The 26,353-nt window shown below is 71.1% G+C and carries 20 protein-coding genes, 1 tRNA gene and 1 pseudogene; 6 read left to right on the top strand and 16 right to left on the bottom strand.

The genetic code is table 11. The features are described from left to right. Nucleotides 1-43: 43 nt before the first annotated feature. Complete coding sequence (gene corA / locus ABT127_RS07995) at nucleotides 44-1,051, top strand: magnesium/cobalt transporter CorA (RefSeq protein ID WP_351445774.1); 1,008 nt, start codon at nucleotides 44-46, stop codon at nucleotides 1,049-1,051. Nucleotides 1,052-1,072: 21 nt separating this feature from the next. On the opposite strand, the gene ABT127_RS07990 is transcribed toward corA, so the two are convergent. Beyond that, nucleotides 1,073-1,861, bottom strand: a complete 789-nt coding sequence (locus ABT127_RS07990; RefSeq protein WP_351445772.1) for a ferritin-like domain-containing protein — start codon at nucleotides 1,859-1,861, stop codon at nucleotides 1,073-1,075. Between the two features lie 251 nt (nucleotides 1,862-2,112). Further along, nucleotides 2,113-3,177: an LLM class F420-dependent oxidoreductase gene (locus tag ABT127_RS07985; RefSeq protein ID WP_351445770.1), complete on the bottom strand. Its 1,065-nt coding sequence runs from the start codon at nucleotides 3,175-3,177 to the stop codon at nucleotides 2,113-2,115. Nucleotides 3,178-3,321: 144 nt separating this feature from the next. On the opposite strand from ABT127_RS07985, the gene ABT127_RS07980 reads away from it, so the two are divergent. Next, complete coding sequence (locus ABT127_RS07980; protein ID WP_351445768.1) at nucleotides 3,322-4,305, top strand: aldo/keto reductase; 984 nt, start codon at nucleotides 3,322-3,324, stop codon at nucleotides 4,303-4,305. Continuing rightward, on the top strand, nucleotides 4,302-6,488 hold the full coding sequence (locus ABT127_RS07975) for a helix-hairpin-helix domain-containing protein (RefSeq protein WP_351445766.1): 2,187 nt from the start codon (nucleotides 4,302-4,304) through the stop codon (nucleotides 6,486-6,488). The genes ABT127_RS07980 and ABT127_RS07975 overlap by 4 nt, the downstream gene beginning before the upstream one ends. Nucleotides 6,489-6,503: 15 nt before the next feature. Here ABT127_RS07975 and ABT127_RS07970 read toward each other — a convergent pair. Then, nucleotides 6,504-7,348 (bottom strand): annotated as a pseudogene (locus ABT127_RS07970) (IS5 family transposase). Nucleotides 7,349-7,816: 468 nt separating this feature from the next. Further along, nucleotides 7,817-8,476 carry a hypothetical protein gene (locus ABT127_RS07965; RefSeq protein WP_351445764.1) on the bottom strand — a complete coding sequence of 220 codons (660 nt, stop codon included), beginning with the start codon at nucleotides 8,474-8,476 and terminating at the stop codon, nucleotides 7,817-7,819. Between the two features lie 47 nt (nucleotides 8,477-8,523). Between ABT127_RS07965 and ABT127_RS07960 the strand changes: the two genes are divergently transcribed. Next, nucleotides 8,524-8,712: a DUF5703 family protein gene (locus ABT127_RS07960; protein WP_111666225.1), complete on the top strand. Its 189-nt coding sequence runs from the start codon at nucleotides 8,524-8,526 to the stop codon at nucleotides 8,710-8,712. Between the two features lie 84 nt (nucleotides 8,713-8,796). Here ABT127_RS07960 and ABT127_RS07955 read toward each other — a convergent pair whose 3' ends face one another. The 3 genes from ABT127_RS07955 to ABT127_RS07945 all read right to left on the bottom strand — a co-directional run bounded on the left by ABT127_RS07955 (nucleotide 8,797) and on the right by ABT127_RS07945 (nucleotide 11,425). Then, nucleotides 8,797-9,534 carry a chaplin gene (locus ABT127_RS07955; protein WP_351445762.1) on the bottom strand — a complete coding sequence of 246 codons (738 nt, stop codon included), beginning with the start codon at nucleotides 9,532-9,534 and terminating at the stop codon, nucleotides 8,797-8,799. Between the two features lie 167 nt (nucleotides 9,535-9,701). Then, entirely contained in the window at nucleotides 9,702-9,935 is a 234-nt protein-coding gene (gene chpH / locus ABT127_RS07950; protein ID WP_351445760.1) for a chaplin ChpH, read from the bottom strand. A gap of 164 nt (nucleotides 9,936-10,099) precedes the next feature. Beyond that, nucleotides 10,100-11,425, bottom strand: a complete 1,326-nt coding sequence (locus ABT127_RS07945) for a M20/M25/M40 family metallo-hydrolase (RefSeq protein ID WP_111666222.1) — start codon at nucleotides 11,423-11,425, stop codon at nucleotides 10,100-10,102. A 196-nt stretch (nucleotides 11,426-11,621) separates the two neighbouring features. Here ABT127_RS07945 and ABT127_RS07940 point away from each other — a divergent pair. Next, a tRNA-Leu gene (locus ABT127_RS07940) sits at nucleotides 11,622-11,706 on the top strand. Between the two features lie 47 nt (nucleotides 11,707-11,753). Here the strand turns inward: ABT127_RS07940 and ABT127_RS07935 are convergent. The 9 genes from ABT127_RS07935 to tkt form a co-directional block, all read right to left on the bottom strand. Continuing rightward, a complete protein-coding gene (locus ABT127_RS07935) occupies nucleotides 11,754-13,454 on the bottom strand; it encodes a carbohydrate binding domain-containing protein (protein WP_351445757.1) in 1,701 nt (566 codons plus the stop codon). Nucleotides 13,455-13,628: 174 nt separating this feature from the next. Then, a complete protein-coding gene (locus tag ABT127_RS07930; protein ID WP_502971667.1) occupies nucleotides 13,629-15,332 on the bottom strand; it encodes a methyltransferase in 1,704 nt (567 codons plus the stop codon). 111 nt (nucleotides 15,333-15,443) lie between these two features. Then, nucleotides 15,444-16,655, bottom strand: coding sequence for a 4-hydroxybenzoate 3-monooxygenase (locus ABT127_RS07925; RefSeq protein WP_351445753.1), 1,212 nt, complete (start codon nucleotides 16,653-16,655; stop codon nucleotides 15,444-15,446). Between the two features lie 176 nt (nucleotides 16,656-16,831). Next, nucleotides 16,832-17,707, bottom strand: coding sequence for a phosphogluconate dehydrogenase (NAD(+)-dependent, decarboxylating) (gene gnd / locus ABT127_RS07920; protein WP_351445751.1), 876 nt, complete (start codon nucleotides 17,705-17,707; stop codon nucleotides 16,832-16,834). Nucleotides 17,708-17,751: 44 nt separating this feature from the next. Next, a complete protein-coding gene (gene pgi / locus ABT127_RS07915; protein WP_351445749.1) occupies nucleotides 17,752-19,407 on the bottom strand; it encodes a glucose-6-phosphate isomerase in 1,656 nt (551 codons plus the stop codon). Beyond that, nucleotides 19,400-20,341, bottom strand: a complete 942-nt coding sequence (gene opcA / locus ABT127_RS07910) for a glucose-6-phosphate dehydrogenase assembly protein OpcA (RefSeq protein WP_351445747.1) — start codon at nucleotides 20,339-20,341, stop codon at nucleotides 19,400-19,402. The genes pgi and opcA overlap by 8 nt, the downstream gene beginning before the upstream one ends. Next, nucleotides 20,338-21,885 (bottom strand): glucose-6-phosphate dehydrogenase, encoded by a 1,548-nt coding sequence (zwf, locus tag ABT127_RS07905; RefSeq protein ID WP_351445745.1) that lies wholly within the window; start codon nucleotides 21,883-21,885, stop codon nucleotides 20,338-20,340. Before zwf ends, opcA begins: the two co-directional genes overlap by 4 nt. After that, nucleotides 21,882-23,009, bottom strand: coding sequence for a transaldolase (gene tal, locus ABT127_RS07900; RefSeq protein WP_351445743.1), 1,128 nt, complete (start codon nucleotides 23,007-23,009; stop codon nucleotides 21,882-21,884). The genes zwf and tal overlap by 4 nt, the downstream gene beginning before the upstream one ends. A 50-nt stretch (nucleotides 23,010-23,059) precedes the next feature. After that, entirely contained in the window at nucleotides 23,060-25,156 is a 2,097-nt protein-coding gene (tkt, locus tag ABT127_RS07895) for a transketolase (protein WP_351445741.1), read from the bottom strand. A gap of 184 nt (nucleotides 25,157-25,340) precedes the next feature. On the opposite strand from tkt, the gene ABT127_RS07890 reads away from it, so the two are divergent. Continuing rightward, entirely contained in the window at nucleotides 25,341-26,255 is a 915-nt protein-coding gene (locus tag ABT127_RS07890; protein WP_351445739.1) for a helix-turn-helix domain-containing protein, read from the top strand. The last annotated feature ends 98 nt before the right edge of the window (nucleotides 26,256-26,353 follow it).

Here is a 26,353-nt window from a genome sequence, read left to right as displayed (position 1 = left end):
CGCGGAAGTGCAGCGGGCGAACCCTCTGGGAAGAATGGCCGTCATGATCGTCGACTGCGCCGTGTACCGGGAGGGGCGCCGTGTCGAGGCCCCGGCGGACATCAAGGACCTGTCGGACGCGCTCGCGGCGGCGCGGGCGTCGGACGACGCCTTCGTGTGGATCGGCCTGTACGAGGCCACGGAGGTCGAGTTCGGGACGGTGACCGAGGAGTTCGGGCTGCACCCGCTGGCCGTCGAGGACGCCATGAAGGCGCACCAGCGGCCGAAGCTGGAGGTCTACGACGACTCGCTGTTCGTGGTCCTCAAACCGGTCGTGTACGAGCCGGAGAGCGACCGGGTGTCGTCGGGCGAGGTGATGCTCTTCCTGGGCGACTCGTTCGTGGTCACCGTGCGGCACGGCGAGGGTTCGTCCCTGGCGGCCGTGCGCAAGCGGCTGGAGCACGACCCGGCCTTCCTGCGGCACGGTCCGACGGCGGTCCTGTACGCCGTCGCGGACGCCACGGTCGACCACTACCTGGACGTCGCGACCGAGCTGCAGACCGACCTGGAGGAGCTGGAGGCCGAGGTCTTCTCGCCGGACGGCGGCGGCTCGCGGGACACGGCGTCGCGGATCTACGCCTTCAAGCGGCAGATCCTGGAGTTCCGCCGGGCCACCGGGCCGCTGGCGATGCCGATGGCACGGCTCGCGGGGATCGGCCCGTTCCCCACGGCCGTGCCGTTCGTCGCCGAGGACGCGCGGCCGTTCTTCCGCGACGTGCACGACCATCTGACCCGGGTCAACGAGTCCGTGGACGGCCTGGACCGCCTGGTGACCGACATCCTGTCCGCGCACCTGGCGCAGATGAGCGTGCGGCAGAACGACGACATGCGGAAGATCTCCGCCTGGGCCGCCATGGCCGCGGTGCCCACGATGATCGCGGGCATCTACGGCATGAACTTCGACCACATGCCCGAGCTGCACTGGGTGTGGTCGTACCCGGCGGTGATCGTGCTGATGGCCGTCCTGGAACTGGTGCTGTACCGGATGTTCAAGCGGCGCGGCTGGCTGTAGGGCCTGTCACGGAGGTCCCGCTCACGCGAACTCGACGGAGGTGGTGGCGGGACCGCCGAGCGCGTCGCGCCGTCGCGGCATCGACAGGGAGACCATCCGCCGCCAGCCGCCGAGGCGTTCGTACGCGTACACGGCGCGGATCCCGGCGGCGAGCACGCCCGCCTTCGGGGCGGACCAGCCGAGGATGCGGCCCATGTGGTCCATGACGGCGAGGCTCACGTCCCGGTAGACGGCGATCTCGGCGAGGGCGCACTCCCGCAGGATGCGCTGGATGGCGCGGCCGTGACCCGCGTGGGCGAGCCGCAGCAGTTCCTCGTGGCAGTAGGCGAGGTGGTTGTCCTCGTCGTTGGAGATCATCTTGACCGCGCGGCCGATGTCGGGGTGCCCGGAGAAGTGCTTGCGCAGCAGTTCCATCTGCTCGGAGGCGCGCTGTTCGGTGACGCGGCTGTGGGCGAGGTAGGTGACGATGTCCTGCACGGACAGCGGCTCGTCGCGCTTGAGCCGCTCGTGCGGGAGTCCGATGCCGTGCCGCTCCAGGAGCATCGTGTAGTCGGTCTCGTCCGGGACCGGCACCGGGGTCAGGCCGCGCTTCTTCAGCAGGGCGTTGAAGATGCGCCCGTGCTTGTCCTCGTCGGCACCGTGCCGGGCGATCTTGGGCGCGAGGGCCCGCTCGGCCTCCGGGACGAGGGCGGCGATCCGGCCGTTCTCCCAGCCGCCCTGCGCCTCTCCCCCGGCCGCGATCGAGCAGAACAGCCGGAACGAATCGTCGTTGTCGAGAATCTCCTGGAACAGGCTCCTGGCCGACAGCATCTGGGTACCTCCGTGCCTCCACGCGCGGTCCGCGGCTCCATGGCTCGCAAAGACCGAGTCAAATGCGGGAGGCGGTGGCAGGCAACAGGAATGACCGACAACTCGGCCGAAAGGAGGATCCGTACCGGGATGCGAGGCGTAACCGTGCGCCCGGTGGCGCGTTGATACCCGTGACGGCCGTGGCGGGGAAGACCCCCGAGCCCCCACCACGGCCGCGGAAACTCCGCAGGTGACTCCCCCCCCCCCGCGATCTAGGCCAGTCCGGCGCGCTCCACCGCCTCGACGCCCGCGCGCAGCGAGGCCAGCCGCTCGTCCAGCGTGAAGCCGGCCGGGGACAGCGTCAGGGTGGTGACACCGGCCTCGGCGTACTGACGCATCCGGTCGGCGATCCGGTCCACCGAGCCGAGCAGCGTGGTGGAGTCGATGAGCTTCTGCGGGATGGCCGCGGCGGCGCCGTCCTTGTCGCCGGACAGGTACTTCTCCTGGATCTCGGCGGCCTCCTTCTCGTACCCCATGCGCTGCGCGAGCTGGTTGTAGAAGTTCTGCTTGGCGCTGCCCATGCCGCCGACGTAGAGCGCGGTGTAGGGACGGAACGAGTCGGCGAGCGCGGAGATGTCCTTGTCGCCGCCCTCCGGGCCGACCGCGATCGGCACGGTCGGACAGACGTCGAAGCCCTCCATCGTCTTGCCGGCCTTCTCGCGGCCCGCGCGCAGGTAGGAGATCGCGGTGTCCTCCAGGTGCTCGGCGGAGGGGAAGATCAGCAGGGCGCCGTCGGCGATCTCGCCGGTCTGCTCCAGGTTCTTCGGGCCGATCGCCGCGATGTAGAGCGGGATGTGCTCGCGCTTCGGGTGCACGGTCAGCTTCAGCGACTTGCCGGGGCCCTCCGGCAGCGGCAGGGTCCAGTGCGCACCCTCGTAGGAGACCCGCTCGCGGCTCATGGCCTTGCGCACGATGTCGACGTACTCGCGCGTGCGGGCCAGCGGCTTGTCGAACTTCACGCCGTACCAGCCCTCGGAGACCTGCGGCCCGGAGACGCCGAGACCGAGGCGGAAGCGGCCGCCGGAGAGGGTGTCGAGGGTCGCGGCGGTCATCGCCGTCATGGTGGGCTGGCGGGCCGGGATCTGCATGATGGCCGAGCCGACGTCGATGCGCTCGGTCTGCGCGGCGACGTAGCTGAGCACCGTCACGGTGTCGGAGCCGTACGCCTCGGCCGCCCAGCACACCGCGTAGCCGAGCTGATCGGCCTCCTTGGCGACGGCGAGGTTGTCGGTGTCCATCCCCAGGCCCCAGTACCCGAGATTGATGCCGAGCTTCATTGACCACATCCCCTTAACCGCGTGCGGGAACCGCTGGATTACCCATCGGTAACGTCTCTTCCCGGGCACCCTAGCGCGACGGGCGGCAGGACAGATATGCGCCGGGCCCCCCATCCTGACCTTCGGCCAGTACTCTCAGCGCCCATGGAGCAGAGGCATCTCGGCCGTACCGGCCTGCGTGTGTCCCGGATCGGGCTCGGCACCCTGACGTGGGGGCGGGACACGGACGAGCACGACGCCGCCGACCTGTTGAAGGTCTTCTGGGAGGCGGGCGGCTCGCTCGTCGACACGGCCGACGTCTACGGGGACGGCGAGTCGGAGTATCTGCTCGGGCGGCTCGTCGAGGGCCTGGTCCCCCGCCGTGACCTGGTCATCTCCACCAAGGCGGGCAGCGTGCCCGACCCGGACCGGCGCTTCGACGGCTCGCGCGGCCATCTGCTCGCCGCGCTCGACGCCTCGCTCGCCCGGCTCGGCACCGACTACGTCGACCTCTGGCAGATCCACGCCTACGACACCGACACCCCGCTCGACGAGACCCTCCAGGCGCTCGACATCGCTGTCAGCAGCGGGCGGGCGCGCTATGCGGGGGTGTCCAACTTCTGCGGGTGGCAGCTGGCGAAGGCGGGCACCTGGCAGCTCGCGGCGCCGGGCACCCGCACCCGTATCGCCAGTACGCAGATGGAGTACTCGCTGCTGCAGCGCGGCGTGGAGCGGGAGGTGCTGCCCGCCGCCCTGGACCTGGGCATCGGGCTGCTGCCGTCGTCGCCGCTCGGGCGCGGGGTGCTGACGGGCAAGTACCGCGGCGGCACCCCCACGGATTCCCGGGGCGGCTCCGACCACATGGCGCCGTTCGTCGCCCCGTACCTGGACGAGGCCGCGAGACACATCGTGGACGCGGTGGCCATAGCCGCGGACGGGCTCGCGGTGACCCCGCTCCAGGTCGCCCTGGCCTGGGTCAGGGACCGGCCCGGCGTGACCGCGCCGATCATCGGACCGCGCAACACCCAGCAGCTCACGGCGGCATTGTCAGTGGAGGCCCTTAGTCTTCCTGACGAGATCTGCCAGGCGCTCGACGACGTGTCGGCGCCCGTGCACCGCTATCCCGATCAGGACTGGAGCACGTTGTGAGTACGGAGTCCGCTGCCGCGGAGAACGAGTCAGGGCAGGGCCCCGACGCCGGGCCGGACACGGAGGCACCCGTCGAGGCGGCCGAGACCACCGAAGCGGCCGGGGACGGGACCGAAGAAGCGGCCGGTACCGAGGAGGCGGCGGCCCAGCCGTCCGAGGCCGAGGCCGAGATCGCCGCGCAGCGGGAGCTGCGGGAGCGCATCGCGCAGCGCAAGGCCGCCAAGGACGGTCCGATCGCCGCCGGTACGAAGCTGAGCGGCACGGCCGCCGATCTGCTCGCCGCCGTACGTGCCGTGGAGAGCGGTGAGAAGCCGGCCGCCGCAGTGTTCGCGAAGCCGGAGCCCGCGCCCGAGCCGCGCCCGGCCGCCGCCGTGCCCGAGCCGCGGCCCCGGACACCCGCCGTGCCCGTCGCGCCGGTCGTGGACGCGGGGCCCGACGCCGACACGGTGGCCGCCGTGCGGGCGGTGCTCGTCGAGGGCGGCGCACCCGAGACGCTCGCCGTGGCGGCCGCCGCGGCGCTGGGCGAGGGCGCCGAGGACCTGCTGCGCGAGGACCCCTGGCAGTTGCTGCGGGTGAGCGGAGTGCGCCCGGAGCAGGCCGACGGGTTCGCGCGGGCGCTGCTCGGTGCCGAGTGCGGCCCCGAGGACGAGCGGCGGGGCCGCGCGGTCACCGTGTGGCTGCTCGAGCAGGCGGCGGTCGCCGGGCACACGGCACTGGACCTGCCGGTGCTGTCGGAGGCGCTCGGCAAGCGCGGGGTGCCCGATCCGGACGAGGCCGTGCAGAGCGCCGCCGCGGAGGGCGACGCGATCCTGTTCCAGGACCCCGTGGAGGACGCGCCCGAGCCCGAGCCCGCCGAGGACGGCGAGGACGGCGAGGAGGAGGCCGAGCGGCCGGTGCGGATCCTCGTCGGTCTCGAGCGGTACGCGCTCGCCGAGGAGAGCCTCGCCGACGGCGTCGCCCGCCTCATCAACTCCGCACCCAAGGAAGGCGACTCCTCCGGGCCCGACTGGGAGACGGCGGCCGCCGCCGCTTCCGGTACGACGGCCGAGCTGATCCGGGCCGCCGCCGCGCACCGGCTGGTGCTGCACACCGGTGGCGAGGCCGCCCGCGCCGAGCCGCTCGCGCTGGCCTCCGCCGCGGCCGGTCTCGGTCTGCGGGTCTGCGTGGCCGCCCACAGCGCGGACGGGCGCCGCCGGGCCGCCGCGCTGCTCGGCGCCGACGCGCCGGAGACGGCCACGGCCACCATCGAGGGCCTGCTCACCCAGGCCCAGGGCCCCGGCCGGGACGCCGACGGCGCGCTCGCCGTCGATCTCCTGGTCGTCCTGGACGCGCCGCAGCTGGACGTGGACGCGGCCGCGATGCTCGTGGAGCTGCTGGCCGACGGGACCTGCCTGGTGCTCAGCGGCGATCCGGGCGTGCTGTGGTCGGCGGGGCCCGGCCGGATCTTCGCGGACCTGCTGGCCGCCGGGATCTGCCCGCGTCTGGCGTCCCGTACGCCGGACTTCGGGCCGATCGGCGAGCTGGTCTCGGGCATCGGCATCGGTGAGCTGAATCAGGTGGAGGCGCCCGGCAAGGAGGTCGTGATCGTGCCGGTGCGGGACGGCGCCGAGGCGGTCCACCGCACCGTGCAGCTCGTCGCGGACTCGGTGCCGCGGGCCATCGGGGTGCCCGCCGAGGAGACCCAGGTGATCACTCCGGGGCATGCGGGAGCCGCGGGGACGCGGGTGCTGAACGCGGCTCTGAAGGAGCGGCTGAACCCGGGCCCCGGCCGGTTCGGGGGGTTCGACCCCGGGGACCGGGTGGTGCACGTCGCAGGTCCGGGGCGGATCAGGCCCGGGCGGGTCGTCGGGGCCGATGCGGAGGGGCTGCGGCTGGAGTGCGACGGGGAGCCCGTGCTCGTACCGAAGGAGCAGGTGGAGCGGGCCGTGCGGCACGGCTGGGCGGTGACCGGACACCAGGCCGTGGGGCTGCGGTGGGCCGCCGCCGTGGTGGTGCTGCCCGGTGACGCGGCGGCCGCGCTGAGCCGGCCCTGGGTGTACACGGCGTTCGGGCGCGGGGAGCGCCATCTGTCCGTGGTGCACGGGGTGGACGCCGCGCTGCCCCGGGCCGTCGCGGAGGTCGCGGCCAAGCCGCGCACGACCCGGTTGCAGCGATTGGTCCGGGCTCAGGTGCCGGGCGCCTAGGGCGTCTCTTTCGGATCACCGCGCGGCCCAGACAAGGATGCCCGCGAGGTGGAGGCCGGCCTCGTAAATGGTTGCGGTCTTGTCATATCGGGTGGCAAGGCCGCGCCACTGTTTGAGCTTGTTGATGCACCGTTCGACGGTGTTCCGCTGCCTGTAGGAAGCCCTGTCAAAGCCGGGCGGCCTTCCGCCGTGGCGGCCTCGGCGCTTTCGGTTGGCGATCTGGTCCGAAGGCTGGGGGATGACCGCTCGGATGCCGCGCCTGCGGAGATGTTCACGGATCGCGCGAGAGGAATAGGCTTTGTCCGCCAGGACCATGGCCAGCCTCACCCGAGGACGCCCGAGTGTGCGAGGCACCCGGATTGAGGCCATGAGCTGCTCAAATGCGGGTGCGTCACCTGCCTGTCCGGGGGTCAGCACGAAGGCAAGAGGCCGACAGTGGTCGTCCGCCGCCAAGTGGACCTTGGTGGTCAGTCCGCCACGGGACCGGCCGAGGGCATGATCCTCTGGCTCGCCAGCCAGAGCCCCTTTTTACGGGCGCCTGCCGCGTGCTGATGGGCGCGGACGATAGTTGAAACGATCGCGACGACCCACCCGAGATCCCCCTCGGCGTCCGCTTGGGCGAGCAATGAGGTGAACACCCGCTCCCAGGTGCCGTCGAGCGCCCATTTCCGCAAGAGGGTGTAGACGCCCTTCCACTAACCGAACTCGGAAGGCATGGCCTCCCAGGGCGATCCCGTGCGGTACTTCCACGCGATCGCCTCGATCATCTGCCGGTGATCACGCCACCGCCCGCCACGTCTCGGAGTCCGGTCCGGAAGCAGCGGCTCAATCCGCGACCACTGCACATCGGTCAACGACATGACCGGACCAACGACCCGATGGTCCGAACCGGACGGCTTCGGTGCACGATGAGCTTGTGCTTCCTCCCCGACTGCTGTGGCGTGACCCCCGGCCCATCCCCCGGTTCAATCTGCAGGAACCGGTGACCCAGATTGTCTGTGATCCCGGCTTCTATGAGCCGAGTGATGCGGACAACTGCACAAGGTTCGGGTACTTCTGCCAGGCCCATGACCGTCCCTACCGGCATGAGGGCTGTGGGGGTGGGCCGCATCTCATCGCCCTGAGCTGCCAAGAGCACGGGCTTGAGAACATGTGGCCGCAACCGCTGATGTTGATGTTCCCAGAAGGATTCGACCCCCTGCTGAGCGACGCGCAACTGGCCTGGGTGCGGGCGGAGGACGAGGCTATCTAGGCATGATCCGAAAGAGACGGCCTAGAGCCCGGGTCCGGCCGCCGCCTCGTCCGGGGCGGCGGCCGGAGCGCTGGGATCAGCGGTCGGCGTCTTCCAGGGACTCCGTGGTGACGGTGTCGTCGTCGGGGTCGAGTTCGTCGTCGAAGACCGAGCTGACGTCGAAGCGGCACACCACCCGCTGCGGATCCGCCTGGTCGAACGGGGCCTCTAGCCACTCCCCCGGCTCGGCCGGCTCGTCGGCGGCCGCGACCCAGAGTGTCGAGTCGCCCTCCTCCAGGCCGAACTCCTTGTGCCGGGAGGCGATCTCGTCCGGCTCGAACTCGCCGAACAGCACGCCGAGCGCGGCATGGACACTGCTGCCCGCGCTGTCCGGGTCGGGGCCCGCGTCGATGTCGGCCACCCGGCCCGCCTGGGCGAGAAGACGCTGCGGCTCGACCACGGCGTAGTCGCGTCGGATCAGCACGCTCAGCGCGTTCGGCTCCTCCGGTCCGGTGTACGGCGGCAGCGAGTCGTCGCCGCTGGGGATCTCGAAGGGGGTGACCTCGTCGTAGCGGTCGTAGAGGAGTTCGTCGTACTCCTCGGCCGCGACGGCGAGCTCGTTGAACGCTTCGTAGACGGCCGGGTCGTCCTCTCCCGACCTGCGCTCGACAGCCGCCAGGTGACGGTCGAGCGCAGCCTTGACCGCCTCTGCGGCGGTGCGTACCTCGGCAGCGGTGGGCTGCGCAGCATCAGACATAGTGCAGACGCTATCCGTACCGGGCCCGTGCCCGCACAATAGATGCGATGCCGGAATACGAATTTGTCGACGTGTACGTGCCGCGCGGGGTCTCCCGCAAGGACGCGACGCGCCTGCTGACGGACCATGCAGAGTACGGACACTGGGAGTTGGACCGATTGAGCCTGCGCCGCGACGGCAGTCGCCGCGTGCGCCTGCGGCGGCGGATCATCCGCCAGGTGCGGGCCACATGGTGACCTGAATCTGACGGCCTCCGGCCGAAAACGGAGCGGGCCCCGCCGATGCGGGGCCCGCTCCGTGGCAGCTGCCTGGCCTGTGCGCTAGGCGCCGGTCCGGGACCGGCGGTAGAGCACCGCGCCGCCGAGCAGCGCGCCCGCGGCCAGCGCGCCCGTCGCGCCGACCGGCAGCGAGCTGCCGGTCATGGCGAGCTGGGAGTCGCCCCTGGCCCGGGTGACGCTCTGCGTCTCCGGCTGGTTGGGCTTGCTCTCGGTGGGGGGCAGGGCCCGCGTCACGGGCTTGACGGCCTCCCCCGGCTTGCCGGGCGTGCCCGGGTGGTGGGGCTGCCCGGGGGTGGACGGCGGCGTCGCGTGCTCACCGCCCGGGTTGGCGCAGTCGTCGCCGGTGACGGGATTGCCGACGGAGATGATTCCGATGGAGTTCCCGCACACGTTGACCGGGACCTCCACCGGCACCTGTACGTGGTTGCCCGAGCCGACACCCGGCGAGTCACCGGTGTGGCCGCCGGCGTGCGACCCGCCGCCGGGCGGCTGGTGGTGGCCGCCGCCGCTCTCGTCGCCGTAGCCGCTGTCGTGGGGGGTGTTGTTGGCGCACTTGTTGCCCATCGCCGGGTTGAGCAGCCCGATGACGTTCACGGTGTTGCCGCAGACGTTGACCGGGACCTCGACCGGCACCTGCACATTGTTGCCGGAGGCGACGCCGGGCGAGCCCGACGCGCTTCCGTTCGCACCCGAGTCGGCGTGCGCGTAGCCGCCGGTGACGGCGAGGACGCCGGTCGCGGCCGCCACGATGGTCAGGCCCTTGCGCGTGACCTGTCGCATAGGTTTCCCTGCCTTAGCACTCTCAGCGCTCGAAGCACTGCACTTCACCTGGGTGGGCCGGGGAACTGGTGTGCCCCGGGGCCCCGAATGCCCGTCGGCCCCGGAGTGCATGGCGCGCACTCCGGGGCCGACGGACTCAGACCCTCAAGGGGTGAGGCTCAACAACGTCACTTGTTGACGCAGGTGTTGCCGAAGGCGGGGTTCAGCAGCCCGATCACGGAGACCGTGTTGCCGCAGACGTTCACCGGAATGTGGATGGGCGCCTGGATGACGTTGCCCGAGAGCACGCCGGGAGAGTGCACGGCAGCACCCTGGGCACCGGAGTCGGCGACGGCCATGCCCGCACCCGCGAGAACCAGACCACCAGTGGCAGCCGCAGCAGCGACGACCTTCTTGATCATTATTCCTCCTTGTTGGCAATGCAGTCCCAGCCGCGGACTGCACTCCCTGTAACGAGGAGAAAGTGATGGGGCTACGAGCCTATGGTTCCTTTCACTCTTTTCAGCCCAGTACGCACGAACGGCCGAATTACCGGGCTGTCGCCAGGTTGACGCCGACAGCCGGCTCAGGACGCGTCGATGAAGCGGTCCAGCACCCGCACACCGAACTTCAGGCCGTCCACCGGGACCCGCTCGTCGACACCGTGGAACATGCCGGCGAAGTCCAGCTCGGGCGGCAGCTGCAGCGGCGCGAAGCCGAAGTTGCGGATGCCCAGCTCGACGAAGGACTTGGCGTCGGTGCCGCCGGAGAGCATGTACGGGATGGCCTTGCCGATCGGGTCCTCGGCGGCGATCGAGGTCTGCATGGCCTCGACGAGCGCCCCGTCGAAGGTGGTCTCGACGGCCTTGTCGGCGTGGACGTCCTCGCGCCTGACGTTCGGGCCCAGGAGCCGGTCGAGGTCGGCGAGGAACTCGTCCTCGTGTCCGGGCAGGAAGCGCCCGTCGACGTGGGCGGTCGCCTCGCCGGGGATGACGTTGACCTTGTACCCGGCACCGAGCTGCGTCGGGTTCGCGGTGTTGCTCAGGGTCGCGCCGATCAGCTTGGCGATGCCGCCCAGCTTGGCGATCGTCTCCTGCATGTCCTCGGGGTCGAGCTCGGTGCCGAGCGCGTCGCCGAGTTCGTCGAGGAAGTGGCGCAGCGTCTTGGTGACGCGGACCGGGAACTGGTGGCGGCCGAGCCGGGCGACGGCCTCGGACAGCTCGGTGATGGCGTTGTCCCGGTGGATCATCGAGCCGTGCCCGGCGGTGCCGGCCACGCTCAGCTTCATCCAGTGCATGCCCTTTTCGGCGGTCTGGATGAGGTAGAGCCTGCGCTGCTCGTTCACCGTGAAGGAGAAGCCGCCGACCTCGCTGATCGCCTCGGTGACCCCGTCGAAGAGGTCCCGGTGGTTGTCGACGAGGTGACGCGCGCCCCAGGTGCCACCGGCCTCCTCGTCGGCGAGGAAGGCGAGCACGATGTCGCGCGGGGGCTTGCGGCCGGTGCGCAGCCGGTCGCGGACGACCGCGAGGGTCATCGCGTCCATGTCCTTCATGTCGACGGCCCCGCGGCCCCACACGCACCCGTCGGCGACCTCGCCGGAGAAGGGGTGGTGGGTCCAGTCCGCCGCGTTGGCCGGGACGACGTCGGTGTGGCCGTGGATGAGGAGCGCGGGCCGCGACGGGTCCTCGCCCTCGATGCGGGCGACCGTGGAGGCGCGGCCGGGGTGCGACTCGAAGATCTTCGGTTCGAGGCCCACCTCGGCGAGCTTCTCCGCGACCCACTCGGCGGCCTTGCGCTCGCCGGGGCCCGAGTGGTCGCCGTAGTTGCTGGTGTCGATCTGGATCAGTTCGCGGCAGAGGTCGACGACCTCGTCCTGTCCGGAGACCGCCCTGCCCGTGCTCGGCTCACTCACGCTTGTTCCTCTCTTCCTGGGATCCCTCTCATCCTCTCTCCCCCGGCGTCGGGACCCAAGGCCGGGCACCGCTCGTCACGTGCCGTTCACAGGGCAAGCGCCGAGGTGGGGGTGTGATCGGAGCACTCGGAAACCCTGGTAATGTTCTCTGTGTCGCCGCGGGGAAGCCCCCCGCACACAAAGCGGCAGACACCTTGTCCGGGTGGCGGAATGGCAGACGCGCTAGCTTGAGGTGCTAGTGCCCTTTATCGGGCGTGGGGGTTCAAGTCCCCCCTCGGACACAAAAGAGAAAGGCCCGGCAGCCCAGCTGTCGGGCCTTTCTGCTGTCTCAGCCGGTGAAGCCGGCCGTGATCTTCGTGAACTGCCAGTTGTCCTGGCTGATGCCGGAGCAGTTCTCGGCGACGCCGCCGCCCGCGCACGGGCGGTCGCGGTTGACCGACCAGAAGGCGAGCCGGGCGATGTGCTTGGTGTTCGCCCAGTCCTTGATCTGGGTCCAGATCGCCGGGGTCGTGGTCTCCTGCTGGTCGCTGAGGCCGTTCATCCCGGAGATGCCGATGTGGGCGTACGCGGTCGCGTCGTCCCAGCCGAAGACCGACTTGAGCTTGGTCTTCAAGCCCTCGGCGGCGTTGACGGTGTTGCCGTACATGTCGTTGCCGCCGCCGAAGTCGAACGGCATGATCGTGAAGACGTCGATGTCGGCGTTCAGGGCCTTGGCCTGCTCGATGAGCCGGTTGCCGTACGAGGTCGGGCCGGTGGTGGACGTGCCGAAGGTGAGGATCGTCCGCAGGCCGGGGTTGTTGGCCTTGACGATCTTCAGGGCGTTCAGGACGCGGTCCTGCACGACCGTGTTCTCGAACTCGTCGGTGTTCTCGATGTCGACGTCGATCGCCTTGAGCTGGTAGGCGTCGATCACCTTCTGGTAGGCGCCCGCGAGGGCCTCCGGTGTCGAGCAGTTGGGGCCGAGCTTGTTGCCGCTCCAGCCGCCGATCGACGGGACGATGTCACCGCCGGCCGCCCGGATGGCGTTGATCGCGGTCTGGTCCTGGCCGCCGGTGAGCGGGCGCGAGCCGTCCCAGGCCGGGTTGCAGCCGCCGGAGGAGAGGATGAACGCCATCGTGAACCACTTGACGCCGGTGGCGCTCATGACGGTGGACGGGCTGGGCGGGTTGCCCCAGCCGGTGTAGAAGTAGGGCGCGGCCTGCTTGAAGCCGGTGGTGCCGCCGGAGCCCGCGCTCGTCGTCACGGAGACCGCGTTCGACGCCGGCGAGCTGTTGCCGGCCGCGTCGTGCGCCTTGACGGTGAAGCTGTACGCGGTGGAGGGCGAGAGCCCGGAGACGGTGGCCGACGTACCGCTGACCGTCAGCAGTTTGTTGCTGCCGCCGCTGTAGATGTCGTAGCCGGTGACCCCGACGTTGTCGCTCGCCGCGCCCCAGGACAGGGAGACACTGGAGGACGTCTTGCCGGTGGAGGTGAGACCGGTCGGCGCGGTCGGGGCCTGGGTGTCGCTGCTGCCGCCGGGGCCGTCGAGGCTGATGTCGTCGGCGTAGTAGGTGCCCTGGCCGTACCAGCCGTGGGTGTAGACCGTGGCGCTGGTCTGCGACGCGCCGGTGGTGAACTTCACCGACAGCTGGGCGTAGGCGGAGGGCGACTGGGTCCAGGTGGAGCCGCCGCCGTCGACGCCGAGGTAGGCGTAGCTGCCGCGCACCCAGCCGGAGAGGGTGTACGTGGTGTTCGGCTGGACGGCGACCGTCTGGCTGCACTTGGCGTTGTCGCTCGAACTCGCGGCGCCCGCGAGGGCCTTGGTGCCGCCGTGGACGGGGCTGGAGACCACGGATCCGAGGTTGCCGGTGCAGGACCAGGAGCCGAGCGCGCCGGACTCGAAGCCCGCGTTGGAGAGGATGTTGGCCGCCTGGGCGGTGCCCGGCAGGGCGACCGCGCCGCCGACGGCGAGGGCGGCGGTGCCGACGAGCGCGAGGATGCGGGATCTTCCGGAGCGTCGCGAAGGACGCCGTCTTCGGGTGGGGGACACGCGAACTCCCGGTGCTTGGAGGGGGGTTGGGGACATGCGCGAACCTGGTGGTGCTCTGCCGTTCCTGTGTCGCACCTAAGTTGGTATGGACCAATGCCGTTGTCAAGACGGTCCGCGCGGTCCGTGACTCCGCCCGGGACACCGGGTCCCGGGCGGAACACCCCCTCCCCCGGGTCAGCCCGCGGCGGCCGCCTTCCGTACGTGCAGCACGCTGCCGTCCAGCGGGAGCCGCTCCTGGCCGACCAGGGTCAGGCCCGCGTCCGCGAAGAGGCGGGCGTAGTGGTCGGCGCGGCGTTCCCGGCCGCCGACGTTGCACATCATGTGCAGGTCCCAGGCGGTGGCCAGGGAGGCCGAGCCGTCGGCGGGCAGCACCCTCTCGACGACGAGCAGATCGGCGTGGGCGGGCATCGCGCGGGCGACGTGCCGCAGGATCTCCCGGCACCGGTCGTCGTCCCAGTCGTGCAGGATGCGCGACAGGAGATAGACGTCACCGTCGGCGGGGACGTCCGCGAAGTCCCCGCTGCGGTACGTGCAGCGGTCGCCGAACCCGGCGCCCTCCAGGGCTTCACGGGCGGCCTCGACGACGTGCGGGCGCTCCAGGAGGACCCCGCGCAGGCGCCGGTGCACGGCGAGGACCCGGCCGAGCAGCGCGCCGTTGCCGCCCGCGATGTCGACCACCGTCGCCGAGGTCTGCGCGCGGCCGGCGGCGAGCAGGACCGGGTGGGTGGGCAGCGGCCCGAACATGGCGGCGCCGGCGGCCATGGACCGGTCGAAGAGGTCGGCGAGTTCGGGGTCGGCGGCGAAGTGGTCGAAGTGGTGCGCGCCGAAGAGGTGCTCGAAGCCGGGCTCCCCGGTGCGCACGGTGTGGGCGAGGGCGCCGAAGGAGCGGTAGAACGGGCCGCCGTACAGGAGGGCGAGGGGGCGCATCGACTCCGGGGCGTCGGTGCGCAGCAGGGCGCCGAGCGCGGTGAGCCGGTAGCCGTTGGTGAGTCCCGGGTCGGCCGTCACCGCGCCCAGGGTCTCCAGATAGCGCAGGAGGGTGGCGAGGGCGCCCGGAGCGGCGCCGATACGTTCCGCCAGGTCGTCGACGCCCGTCCACCGCCCGGTGTCCAGGGCGTCGGCGATCCGCAGCTCGGCGAAGGCGGCGAGGGCCTGGGTGGTCCAGGCGCCGGTGAGCAGGCGCAGCAGGGCCTCGGCGGGCTGCCGTGCCCGGTGTTCGGCGAGGTGGGCGGTGAGGACGTCGCGGTGGTCGCCGGGGGCGTAGAGCTCCAGGCGGCGGTACTCGGTCTTCGCGCCGTCGGGCGCGGCGAAGTAGAAGACCGTGCCGTTCTCGTGCGGGTTGTAGCCGCCGCCGTCGGGCACCGCGCCGTACCGGGCGAGCGTGGCGCACAGGCCGCGCAGCACCAGCGGGTCGGGGCCGTCGACCTCGAACGCGAGATGGGCCTCGTGCCGGTGTTCGCGCTCGTGGGAGACGAGGGACTCCAGGCCGGAGCCCGGGGGGACGGTCAGGGCGAACACCTCGACGGTGCGGTGCGCTCCGTCGAGTCCGGTGACGGCGGGACGCAGGATGCCGACGTCGAGGTCGGCGGGGTCGCGGCGGTGGCGTACGGCGAGGCGTTCACGGACCACGACGCTCGGCCGCGGCGGGCCGTCGGGGTCGAGGCCGCACTCGGTGAGCGTGGTGTGCAGGTCGCGCTCGTCGCGGGGGAAGAGCAGCAGGGCCGCGTGGGCGAAGCGGCAGCGGTCCGCCAGGGAGCGCAGCTCCGGGCCGTCGAGGCCGGGCAGCAGCAGCGGGAGCAGGGTGGCGGTGTCCTGCTCGCGGACGAAGTCGACCGTCGCGCGCAGACGGGATGTGTCGCCTGCCATCGTGGTGACCATCGGGTGTGGTGCCTCGATTCGAGTGCTCAGCATCAGAAAGAGAAAGGGCGCTCGGGAAGGGAGCGTCCGGAGAAAGGGAGTTCAGAAAGGATCGAAAAGGAAAAGAAACGTTCAGGCAGCACGGACGGTGCCGATCCCCACGTAGTGCTCGGCGAACCAGTCCTGCTGGGCGCGGGAGTCGCGCAGGGCGGAGATCCGGGACCGGCGCAGGGAGTCGCGGAACCGCGCCTCGCCGTCCGTGCCGGGGCTGCCGTGCAGCAGCGCGATCATCCAGTGGGAGAACTCCTGGGCGCGCCAGATGTGGTCGAGGCAGCGCGCCGAGTACGTGTCGAGGCCCGCGGAGTCGCCGTGCGCGAGGTCGTCGAGCAGCGCCTCGGCGAGGAGTTCGGCCTCCAGGACGGCCAGGTTGGCGCCCTTGGCGGCGGACGGGCTGATCAGGCTGGCGGCGTCGCCGGCCAGGAACAGTGAGCCGTGGCGCAGGGGTTCGATGACGTCGGACTCCAGGTGGACGACACCGCGCTGACCGATCCGGCCCCGGTGCAGCGGGCCGTAGGCGTCGGCGCGCAGGCGCAGGGCCAGTTCGTCCCAGATCCGGTCGTCGGACCAGTCGTCGGCGCGGGTGTCGCGGGGGCACTGGAGGTAGTAGCGGGTGACGGTGGAGGTGCGGGCCATGTGTCCGGCGAAGCCTCGGCCGTGCACGCCGTAGCCGACGGCGTCCAGGCTGGGCGGGGCCTCGGCGAGCAGACCGAGCCAGCTCACGCCGTGGTCGAGGTGGTGGCGGCGGACCGTGTCCGCGGGAAGCGAGCGGCGGGCGGCGCCGTGCCGGCCGTCGCAGCCCGCCACGTAGCGGGCCCGCCAGTGTCCGGGGCGGCCGTCGGCCGTGCGGACGGTGACCGTGGGCCGGTCGGTGCCGGTGTCCCGCACGTCGAGCGCCTCGGTGGTGAAGCGGATGCGTCCCCCGGCGTCGACGTAGTGCGCCAGCAGGTCGCTCACCAGGGCTTGTTGGGGGTAGACGGTGTGCCGCTCGCCGCGGCCGAGGCGGCTGTAGTCGAGGCGGAAGCGGCCGTCGTCGGAGCGGAACTCGCAGGTGCTGTGGTCCTGGCCGTCCCGGTTCAGGCCGTCGGCGAGGCCGTGCCGCTGGAGGATCCGTACGGTGTGGGCGGCGAGAAAACCGGCGCGCGCCCGGGTCCGGATGTGCTCCCGGCTGCCCCGCTCCAGCACGACGCAGTCGACGCCGCCGCGCTGGAGGAGGTTGCCGAGGAGGAGGCCGGCCGGTCCGGCCCCGAGGATGACAACGTCGGCGGTATCACCGGATGTTGCCATGGAGTGAGGTTCTGTCACAGCGGGTGATCGTAGGTCGCCCCCGGTGCCGCACCGTGCCGAATTCCCCCGTATGCACGCACCGTGGATCATGCACGCAGGTGCACGACGGCCGGCGGGGAACGGGCCACGTGACGTGGGCCGTTCCCCGCCGGCCGGGTGGAGCGGGGTGCGGGGTGTTACTTCTTCTCGACCGCGTGGCCGCCGAACTGGTTGCGCAGCGCCGCGATCATCTTCATCTGCGGCGAGTCGTCCTGGCGCGAGGCGAAGCGGGCGAAGAGGGACGCGGTGATCGCGGGCAGCGGCACGGCGTTGTCGATGGCGGCCTCGACCGTCCAGCGGCCCTCGCCGGAGTCCTGCGCGAAGCCGCGCAGGTCGGCCAGGTGCTCGTCCTCGTCCAGGGCGTTGACGGCCAGGTCGAGCAGCCAGGAGCGGATGACCGTGCCCTCCTGCCAGGAGCGGAAGACCTCGCGGACGTCGGTGACCGAGTCCACGGCCTCCAGGAGCTCCCAGCCCTCGGCGTAGGCCTGCATCATGGCGTACTCGATGCCGTTGTGGACCATCTTGGAGAAGTGGCCGGCGCCGACCTTGCCCGCGTGGACCGAGCCGAACTCGCCCTCGGGCTTGAGGGCGTCGAAGATCGGCTGGACCTTGGCGACGTCCGCCTCGGAGCCGCCGTACATCAGCGCGTAGCCGTTCTGCAGGCCCCAGACGCCACCGGAGACGCCGCAGTCGACGAAGCCGATGCCCTTCACGCCCAGCTCGGCGGCGTGCTTCTCGTCGTCCGTCCAGCGGGAGTTGCCGCCGTCGACGACGATGTCGCCCTCCGACAGGAGCTCCTTGAGCTCGTCGACGGTGGACTGCGTCGCGGCGCCCGCCGGGACCATCACCCAGACCACGCGCGGGCCTTCGAGCTTCTCGACCAGTTCGGCGAGGGAGGCGACGTCGGAGACCTCGGGGTTGCGGTCGTAGCCGATGACGTCGTGGCCCGCGCGGCGGATGCGCTCGCGCATGTTGCCGCCCATCTTGCCGAGACCGATGAGACCAAGCTGCATGTCAGTTCACTTACTTTCGGGAGTCTTGGGAACGAGTCGGGGGGTCAGGACGTGCGGCCGCGCAGCGCGCGGTAGGTGTCGACCAGGGACCGGGTGGACGCGTCGAGGCCGGGGACCTCCGCGCCCTCCGTGAGGGCGGGCTCGACGCGCTTGGCGAGGACCTTGCCGAGCTCGACGCCCCACTGGTCGAAGGAGTCGATGTTCCAGACGGCGCCCTGGACGAAGACCTTCTGCTCGTACAGGGCGATGAGCTGGCCGAGGACCGACGGGGTCAGTTCCTTCGCCAGGATCGTCGTGGTGGGGTGGTTGCCCTGGAACGTCTTGTGGGCGACCAGCTCCTCGGCGACGCCCTCGGCGCGCACCTCGTCGGGCGTCTTGCCGAAGGCGAGCGCCTGGCCCTGGGCGAACAGGTTGGCCATCAGCAGGTCGTGCTGGCCCTTGAGGTCGTCGCTCAGCTCGTCGACCGGCTCGGCGAAGCCGATGAGGTCGGCCGGGATCAGCTTCGTGCCCTGGTGGATGAGCTGGTAGTAGGCGTGCTGGCCGTTGGTGCCCGGCGTGCCCCAGACGACCGGTCCGGTCTGCCACTCCACGCGGCGGCCCTGGCGGTCCACGGACTTGCCGTTGGACTCCATGTCGAGCTGCTGGAGGTAGGCGGTGAACTTGGACAGGTAGTGCGAGTACGGCAGCACCGCGTGCGACTGGGCGCCGTGGAAGTTGCCGTACCAGACGCCCAGGAGGCCGAGCAGCAGCGGCGCGTTGGCCTCCGCCGGCGCCGTGCGGAAGTGCTCGTCGACCAGGTGGAAGCCGTCGAGCAGTTCGCGGAAGCGGTCCGGGCCGATGGCGATCATCAGCGCCAGGCCGATGGCCGAGTCGAAGGAGTAGCGGCCGCCGACCCAGTCCCAGAACTCGAACATGTTGGCCGTGTCGATGCCGAAGTCCGACACCTTCTCGGCGTTGGTCGACAGGGCGACGAAGTGCTTCGCCACCGCGTCCGTGTCGCCGCCGAGCCCGGCGAGCAGCCAGGTGCGGGCGGCCGTGGCGTTGGTGATCGTCTCGATCGTGGTGAACGTCTTCGAGGCGATGACGAACAGCGTCTCGGCCGGGTCGAGGTCGCGGACGGCCTCGTGCAGGTCGGCGCCGTCCACGTTCGACACGAAGCGGACCGTCACGTCCCTCGCGGTGTACGGGCGCAGGGCCTCGTACGCCATCGCGGGACCGAGGTCGGAGCCGCCGATGCCGACGTTCACGACGTTCTTGATGCGCTTGCCGGTGTGGCCGGTCCACTCGCCGGAGCGGACCTTGTCCGCGAAGGCGGTCATCTTGTCGAGGACGGCGTGCACCTTCGGTACGACGTTCTCGCCGTCGACCTCGATCACGGCGTCGGCCGGGGCGCGCAGGGCCGTGTGCAGCACGGCGCGGTCCTCGGTCGTGTTGATCTTCTCGCCGCGGAACATGGCGTCGCGCTGCCCGAACACGTCGGTGGCGGTGGCCAGTTCCTGGAGCAGGGCGAGCGTCTCGTCCGTGACCAGGTTCTTGGAGTAGTCGATGTGCAGGTCGCCGACCTGGACGGTGTAGCGACCGGCGCGCTCCGGGTCACGGTCGAACAGGTCGCGCAGGTGCGTGCCGTTGAACTTCGCGCGGTGGTCCTCCAGGGCGGTCCACTGCGGGCGGCGCGTCAGCAGAGGGGCGTTCTCAGGCATGTTGAACGGACTCCTTGGGGCCGGAGGCGCTGCCGTGGAGCGCGACGGCGTACATCTCGTCGGCGTCGAGTCGGCGCAGTTCCTCGGCGATCAGTTCGGCCGTGGAGCGGACCTTCAGGGCGAGGGTGCGCTGCGGCTGGCCGGGCAGGGACAGGGTGGCGAGGGGGCCGTCGGGGCGGTCGATGACGATCTCGCCGCCGGGCGTGCCGAGGCGGACCGCGGTGACGACCGGGCCGTCGGTGGTGACCCGCTCGACCTCGACGCCGAGCCGGGCACCGAGCCAGCGCGCGAGCAGCTCGGCGCTGGGGTTCTCGGCCTCGGACTCGACGGCCGCGGAGACGACCTCGGCGCGGGCCTGGTCGAGGGCGGCGGCCAGCATGGAGCGCCACGGGGTGAGGCGGGTCCAGGCGAGGTCGGTGTCGCCGGGGGCGTACGACGCGGCGCGCAGGGCGAGGGCACCGATCGGGTCCTCGACCGCGTAGGCGTCGGTGATGCGGCGCGCGGCGAGGGCGCCCAGCGGGTCCTTGGCGGGCTCGTCCGGGGCGTCCACCGGCCACCACACGACGACCGGGGCGTCGGGGAGCAGCAGCGGCAGCACGACCGAGGCGGCGTGCTGGCTGACCTCGCCGTGCGTACGCAGGACGACGGTCTCGCCGGTGCCCGCGTCGGAGCCGACCCGGACCTCGGCGTCGAGCCGGTTGCCCTGCCGGTCGCGCGGCGAGCGCTTGGTGCGCTTGATGACGACGAGGGTGCGCGAGGGGTGCTCGCGGGACGCCTCCTGGGCGGCCTTCGTCGCGTCGTACGCGTTCTCCTCGTCCGTGACGATGACCATCGTCAGGACCATGCCCACGGCGGGCGTCCCGATGGCCCGGCGCCCCTCGACGAGCGCCTTGTTGATCTTGCTTGCCGTGGTGTCGGTCAGGTCGATCCTCATGGCCTGCGCCAGCTCCGTCCGTCTCGTGCGAGCATCTCGTCCGCTTCCCCCGGGCCCCAGCTGCCGGAGGCGTACTGGGCGGGCTTGCCGTGGCTGTCCCAGTGCTCCTCGACCGGGTCGAGGATGCGCCAGGACTCCTCGACCTCCTCCGTGCGCGGGAAGAGGTTGGCGTCGCCGAGCAGCACGTCCAGGATCAGCCGCTCGTACGCCTCGGGGCTGGACTCCGTGAACGACTCGCCGTACGCGAAGTCCATCGAGACGTCACGGATCTCCATCGAAGTACCCGGGACCTTCGAACCGAAGCGTACGGTCATGCCCTCGTCCGGCTGGACCCGGATGACGACCGCGTTCTGGCCGAGTTCCTCGGTGGAGGTGGAGTCGAACGGGGAGTGCGGGGCGCGCTGGAAGACGACCGCGATCTCGGTGACGCGGCGGCCCAGGCGCTTGCCGGTGCGCAGGTAGAACGGGACGCCCGCCCAGCGGCGGTTGTCGATCTCCAGCTTCACGGCCGCGTAGGTGTCGGTCTTCGACTGCGGGTCGATACCGTCTTCCTGGAGGTAGCCGCGGACCTTCTCGCCGCCCTGCCAGCCCGCCGCGTACTGGGCGCGCACGGTGGAGCGCTCCAGGTCGGCGGGGAGCCGGACGGACTTGAGGACCTTCAGCTTCTCGTTGACGAGCGACTCGGCGTCGAACGCGGCCGGTTCCTCCATCGCCGTGAGGGCGAGCAGCTGGAGCAGGTGGTTCTGGATGACGTCACGGGCGGCGCCGATGCCGTCGTAGTAGCCCGCGCGGCCGCCGATGCCGATGTCCTCGGCCATGGTGATCTGCACGTGGTCCACGTACGACCGGTTCCAGATGGGCTCGTACATCTGGTTGGCGAAGCGGAGCGCCAGGATGTTCTGGACGGTCTCCTTGCCGAGGTAGTGGTCGATGCGGAAGACCTGCTCGGGCGCGAACACGTCGTGCACGATCGCGTTGAGCTCGCGCGCCGACGCACTGTCGTGGCCGAACGGCTTCTCGATGACGGCGCGCCGCCACGAGCCCTCGGGGGCGTCCGCGAGGCCGTGCTTCTTGAGCTGCTGGACGACCTTGGGGAAGAACTTCGGCGGGACCGAGAGGTAGAAGGCGTAGTTGCCGCTCGTGCCCTGCTTCTCGTCCAGCTCGTCGACGGCGTCGCGCAGCTGCTTGAACGCGGTGTCGTCGTCGAAGTCGCCGGGGATGAAGCGCATGCCCTCGGCGAGCTGGGCCCAGACCTCCTCGCGGAAGGGGGTACGGGCGTGCTCGCGCACCGAATCGTGGACGACCTGGGCGAAGTCCTGGTCCTCCCACTCGCGGCGGGCGAAGCCGAGGAGCGAGAAGCCGGGCGGCAGCAGACCGCGGTTGGCGAGGTCGTAGACCGCCGGCATCAGCTTCTTGCGGGACAGGTCACCGGTGACGCCGAAGATGACGAGCCCCGAGGGGCCCGCGACGCGCGGCAGACGGCGGTCGCGGGGATCGTGGAGCGGGTTGGCCCACTCCTGCGACGGAAGGGAGGGGACGCTCACTTGGCCTCGCCGCCCCGGAGGCGGTCGGCGACCGTGGCGAGCAGGTCGTTCCAGGCGATCTCGAACTTGGCGACGGCCTCGTCCTCGAGCTGCTGGACGACCTCGTCGTAGGAGATGCCGAGCTTCTCGACGGCGGCCAGCTCCTCGCGGGAGGTCTCGTAGGTGCCCGAGACGGCGTCGCCGTGGATGTCGCCGTGGTCGGCGGTGGCGTTGAGGGTGCCTTCCGGCATGGTGTTGACGGTGCCCGGGGCGGCCAGCTCGTCGACGTACAGGGTGTCCTTGTACGCCTTGTCCTTCACGCCGGTCGAGGCCCACAGCGGACGCTGCTTGTTGGCGCCGGCGGCCGCCAGCTTGGTGGCGCGCTCGGAGGCGAAGACCTGCTCGTAGGCCTCGTAGGCGAGACGGGCGTTGGCGAGGGCGGCCTTGCCGCGGACGGCCTTGGCCTCGTCGGTGCCGAGCGCGTCGATCCGCTTGTCGATCTCGGCGTCGACGCGGCTGACGAAGAACGAGGCGACGGAGTGGATGACCGAGAGGTCGAGGCCGCGCTCGTGGGCCTTCTCCAGACCGGCCAGGTAGGCGTCCATGACGGCCTTGTAGCGGTCGAGGGAGAAGATCAGCGTGACGTTGACCGAGATGCCGAGGCCGATGACCTCGGTGATCGCCGGGAGGCCCGCGAGGGTCGCCGGGATCTTGATCATGACGTTGGGGCGGTCGACGAGCCAGGCGAGCTGCTTGGCCTCGGCGATCGTGGCCTCGGTGTCGTGGGCCAGGCGCGGGTCGACCTCGATGGAGACCCGGCCGTCGCGGCCGCCGGTGGCGTCGTACACGGGGCGCAGGATGTCGGCGGCGGCGCGGACGTCGGCCGTGGTCATCATGCGGACGGCCTCGTCGACGGTGACCTTGCGGACGGCGAGGTCGGCGAGCTGGTCCTCGTAGCCCGCGCCGGAGCCAATGGCGGCCTGGAAGATCGACGGGTTGGTGGTGACGCCGACGACGTGGGACTTCTCGATCAGCTCGGCGAGGTTGCCGGACTCGATGCGGGTGCGGGACAGGTCGTCCAGCCAGATGGAAACGCCTTCGTCGGAGAGGGCCTTGAGGGGCGACGAGCTGACGGCGTTGCTCATGGTGTGCTTCATCTTCTTTCGGTGTGACGCAGTACGTGCGGGTCGTGGTGTCAGGCGCGGGCGGCGGCCAGGGACTCCCGGGCCTTGGCGGCGACGTTCTCGGCGGTGAAGCCGAACTCCGCGAAGAGGACGTTCGCATCGGCGGAGGCGCCGAAGTGCTCCAGGGAGACGATGCGGCCGGCGTCGCCGACGTAGCGGTACCAGGTCAGGCCGATGCCGGCCTCGACCGCCACGCGGGCCTTCACCGACGGCGGCAGGACGGACGCACGGTACTCGGCGTCCTGCTCCTCGAACCACTCGACGGACGGCATCGACACGACGCGGGTCGCGACGCCCTCGGCCTCCAGCGTCTCGCGGGCGGCGACGGCGAGCTGCACCTCGGAGCCGGTGGCGACGAGGATGACCTCGGGGGTGCCGGTGGACGCCTCGGTGTGGACGTAACCGCCCTTGGCGGCCGCCTCGTTGGCCTCGTAGGTGGGCAGGCCCTGGCGGGAGAGCGCCAGGCCGTGCGGGGCCGGCTTGACCGAGCCGCGGCGCAGGATCTCGCGCCAGGCGATGGCGGTCTCGTTGGCGTCGGCCGGGCGGACGATGTTCAGGCCCGGGATGGCGCGCAGCGAGGCCAGGTGCTCGACGGGCTGGTGGGTCGGGCCGTCCTCGCCGAGACCGACGGAGTCGTGCGTCCAGACGTACGTGACCGGGAGCTGCATGAGCGCCGACATGCGGACGGCGTTGCGCATGTAGTCGGAGAACACCAGGAAGGTGCCGCCGTAGATGCGGGTGTTGCCGTGCAGCGCGATGCCGTTCATCTCGGCGGCCATCGAGAACTCGCGGATGCCGAAGTGGACGGTGCGGCCGTAGGGGTCGGCCTCGGGCAGCGGGTTGCCGACGGGCAGGAACGACGAGGTCTTGTCGATCGTCGTGTTGTTGGAGCCGGCGAGGTCGGCGGAGCCGCCCCACAGCTCGGGGACGACCGGGCCGAGCGCCTGGAGGACCTTGCCGGACGCGGCGCGGGTGGCGACCTTGGTGCCGGTCTCGAAGGCGGGCAGGTGCTCCTCCCAGCCCTCGGGGAGGCGGCCGGCGAGGACGCGGTCCAGCGTCGCGGAGTTCTCGGGGTTGGCGTTCCGCCACTCGGCGAGCTTCTTGTCCCAGGCCGCGTGGGCCTCGGCGCCGCGGTCCAGGGCGAGCCCGGCGTGGGCGGCGACGGCGTCCTCGACGACGAAGGACTGCTCGGGGTCGAAGCAGAGGACGCGCTTGGTGGCGGCCACCTCGTCGTCGCCCAGCGCGGAGCCGTGCGAGCCCTCGGTGTTCTGCTTGGTCGGGGCGGGCCAGGCGATGATCGTGCGCATCGCGATGAGGGACGGCCTGTCGGTCACGGCCTTGGCGGCGGCGAGCGCCTCGTGCAGGGCCTTGACGTCGACGTCGCCGTTCTCCTGCGGGGTGATCCGCTGCACGTGCCAGCCGTACGCCTCGTAGCGGGCCAGGACGTCCTCGGAGAAGGCGGTCGCGGTGTCGCCCTCGATGGAGATGTGGTTGTCGTCCCAGACGAAGACGAGGTTGCCGAGCTTCTGGTGGCCGGCGAGCGAGGAGGCCTCGGCGGAGACGCCCTCCTCCAGGTCGCCGTCGGAGACGATGGCCCAGATCATGTGGTCGAAGGGGCTCTCGCCCCGAGCGGCCTCGGGGTCGAACAGGCCGCGCTCGTAGCGGGCGGCCATCGCCATGCCCACCGCGTTGGCGACGCCCTGGCCGAGCGGGCCCGTCGTGGTCTCGACACCGGCGGTGTGGCCGTACTCGGGGTGACCGGGCGTCTTGGAGCCCTGCGTGCGGAACGCCTTCAGGTCGTCGAGGCTCAGCTCGTAGCCGGACAGGAAGAGCTGGGTGTAGAGGGTCAGGCTGGTGTGGCCGGGCGACAGGACGAAACGGTCGCGGCCGGTCCACTCCGGGTCGGCCGGGTCGTGCCGCATGGCCTTCTGGAACAGGGTGTACGCGGCGGGGGCGAGGCTCATCGCCGTACCCGGGTGCCCGTTCCCGACCTTCTGCACGGCATCCGCCGCCAGGAGGCGGGCGGTGTCGACGGCGCGCTGGTCGAGCTCGGTCCACTCGAAGGGGCGCTCGAAGGGGTCGAGGCCGTCGGGTGTCTGCGTGCTCATCTGTATGACTTCCTTCGCATCCGTTGTCCATCAAAGGCGCCGCGAGGCACCGGCCCCCAGAATCCAAACCTCCTGGTCGGGCCAGCTTCAAATCTAAAGGTCATACTTTTGAGGGGACAGGTGGCCCCGTGCCAGCGTTCGGTGAAAATGGGACAGCAGAGACGGCCGACACCGAGGAACACGCATGCCGGAGCAGGACCCCGCACATCCGAGCGCACATCTGGGACCGACGGAGCACATCCGTACGTATCCCTTCGACCCCGCGGAGAGCCTGTCCGGGGTCGGCATGCGGGTCGGACCGATGGGGACCGGCACCCCCTGGGAGGGCAGCGCCGTCCCGTCCCGACGGGCGCACCGCATCGACTTCCACGTGCTGCTGTTCTTCCGCGAGGGCCCGGTCCGCCACATGATCGACTTCACCGAGTACGAGGCCGGGGCGGGCGACATCCTGTGGATCCGGCCGGGACAGGTGCACGGCTTCTCCACCACGGACGCGTACGTCGGCACGAGCCTGACGATGCAGCCCGGGTTCCTGCCGCGCGCGATCGTCGAGGCGACCGGCATGTACCGCTACGACCGGCCGCCGCTGCTCCACCCCGACGAGGCCCAACGGGCCGCAATCCGGGCGTCGCTGGAGCAGTTGCAGCGCGAGTACCTGGACACCTCGACCCTCCCGCTGAGCCTGCACACCAGCGTCCTGCGCCATGCGCTGACCGCCTTCATGCTGCGCGTGGCCCATGTGTCGGCGCAGGCCGCGGCCGACGCCCTCGAACCGCAGGCCGACACCACCTTCACCCGGTTCCGGGCGGCGGTGGAGAAGCAGTTCACGACGAACCACAGCGTCAGCGCGTACGCCGACGAGCTCGGCTACTCGCGGCGCACCCTGGTCCGCGCGGTGCGCGCCGCCACCGGCCTGACCCCGAAGGCCTTCATCGACCGGCGCGTGGTTCTCGAGGCCAAGCGCCTGCTGGCCCACACCGAGCTGCCGGTGGGCCGGATCGGGGCGGCGGTCGGCGTGCCGGACTCGGCGAACTTCTCGAAGTACTTCCAGCAGCACGCCGGGGTGACACCGGCCGGGTTCCGGGCCGAGCAGGTCTGAGCCCACCGATCCCATTGGTCCCACCGGGCCCGAGAGGCTCGATTTCATCCTGTGCAACAGGGGGTTGACCGTTCCCCCCTGCCCTCGTACGGTGCTCG

Origin of the sequence: Streptomyces sp. NPDC001904 (assembly GCF_040297005.1) — a bacterium.
In the GTDB taxonomy this organism is placed as follows: domain Bacteria; phylum Actinomycetota; class Actinomycetes; order Streptomycetales; family Streptomycetaceae; genus Streptomyces.
The sequence above is the reverse complement of the archived record's forward strand: the minus strand, read 5'-3'. Positions and strand labels throughout refer to the sequence as shown.